This is a genomic window from Candidatus Aquicultor secundus (assembly GCF_002791875.1).
GTDB lineage: Bacteria > Actinomycetota > Aquicultoria > Aquicultorales > Aquicultoraceae > Aquicultor_A > Aquicultor_A secundus.
Genome location: NZ_PFNG01000072.1, coordinates 1 through 1,776, shown reverse-complemented (window position 1 = coordinate 1,776; position 1,776 = coordinate 1). Strand labels below are relative to the sequence as shown.

Sequence of the window (1,776 nt, the reverse complement as noted above, 5' to 3'; positions counted from 1 at the left end):
GCAGGGAGTATGCAGTAGGCAGGTTAAGAACCAGGGTATGGTAGATGTCATTCTGAACGAAGCGTAAGCGAAGTGAAGAATCTCGAAGGCACTCACAAGGATTGTCATTACTCAGCGTCTAGGTTAAGTTTCAGCTTTCTCTAGAAGAAGGTTTTCATTCACAATTCGACATTCGCAATTCTCAAGGAGGAAACATGGCACAAACAAGAGCATACAGAAGTGATGAAGTTAAAAAAGGGATAGTGAGGGCGCCGCATAGGTCGCTCTTAAAAGCGATCGGTTTGACCGACGAGGAGATGCGGCGCCCGTTTATCGGCGTTGCGAACTCGGCGAACGATATTATCCCGGGGCATATTCACCTGGATAAAATAGCGGAGGCCGTTAAGGCCGGTATTCGGCTGGCGGGCGGCACGCCGTTTGAGTTTTCGACAATCGGCGTCTGCGACGGCATTGCGATGAACCATGCGGGGATGAAGTACTCGCTGCCGAGCCGCGAGATCATTGCCGATTCGGTCGAGCTGATCGTCGAGGCCCACCGTTTTGACGCGCTTGTTCTTATCCCGAGCTGCGACAAAGTCACGCCGGGCATGCTGATGGCGGCGGCGCGTATGAACATCCCGACGGTTGCTGTAAGCGGCGGTCCGATGCTTGCCGGAAAATATAGGGGTAAAGATATCGATCTTATCAGCGTCTTTGAGGCGGTCGGCTCTGTTGGAGCGGGCACGATGACCGAGGACGAGCTTAACGAGTTTGAGAGTCGCGCTTGTCCCACCTGCGGCTCGTGCGCCGGTTTGTTTACCGCAAACACGATGAACTGCCTGACCGAGGCCATCGGCATGGGGCTACCCGGCAACGGGACGATTCCGGCACCGTACTCCGAAAGGATTCGTCTTGCAAAGCTTGCCGGCATGGCCGTTATGGATTTGCTGGCGAACGATATAACGCCGGACAAGATTCTCACCAACGAGGCGTTTAGAAACGCTCTTGCGGTGGATATGGCGCTCGGCGGCTCAACGAACACCATGCTTCACCTTGCGGCGATAGCCCATGAGGCCGGTCTTGAGTTCGACCTCAATATGGTCGACAAAATAAGCCTGAGCACACCGGACCTGTGCAAGATAAGCCCGGCGGGGCACCATCATATCGAAGACCTTTACAGCGCCGGCGGCATAATGGCCGTTATGGCCGAGCTTAACAAGGGCGGCTACTTGAATACGACTGTTATGACATCCACAGGAAAGACGCTCGCCGAGAACCTGCAAGGGATAGAGGTTCTGGATAACGATGTTATCCGTCCGTTGGATAATCCCTATTCGAAGACCGGCGGCCTGGCGATCCTGTTTGGCAATCTTGCGCCGGATGGCGCCGTGGTAAAGCAAGCGGCGGTCAAGGAAAGCATGCTTAAGCATTCCGGCCCGGCCAGGGTGTTTAATGGCGAGCCCGAGGCGACCGAGGCAATCCTTGGCGGCAAAATAGCGGCCGGCGATGTTATCGTCATCCGGTACGAAGGTCCAAAGGGCGGCCCCGGCATGCGCGAGATGCTTACCCCGACTTCGGCCCTGGCCGGTATGGGATTGGATGATAAAGTGGCCCTCATTACCGACGGGCGTTTCTCGGGGGGCACGAGGGGTGCGGCTATCGGACACGTCTCACCCGAAGCCCAGGAAGCGGGCCCGATAGCGGCGATTAAAGAGGGCGACACTATTAAGATAGATATACCGGGGAGGAAACTAAACGTTATACTCTCCGATGATGAAATAAAATCGAGGCTTGCGG

Annotated in this window: 1 protein-coding gene; it reads left to right on the top strand. The window is 55.5% G+C overall.

The window, feature by feature from the left end; genetic code table 11:
• Window positions 1-194 precede the first annotated feature (194 nt).
• Window positions 195-1,776 (top strand): dihydroxy-acid dehydratase (ilvD, locus tag COY37_RS02835; RefSeq protein ID WP_286975993.1); only part of this gene is annotated, 1,582 nt, incomplete at its 3' end.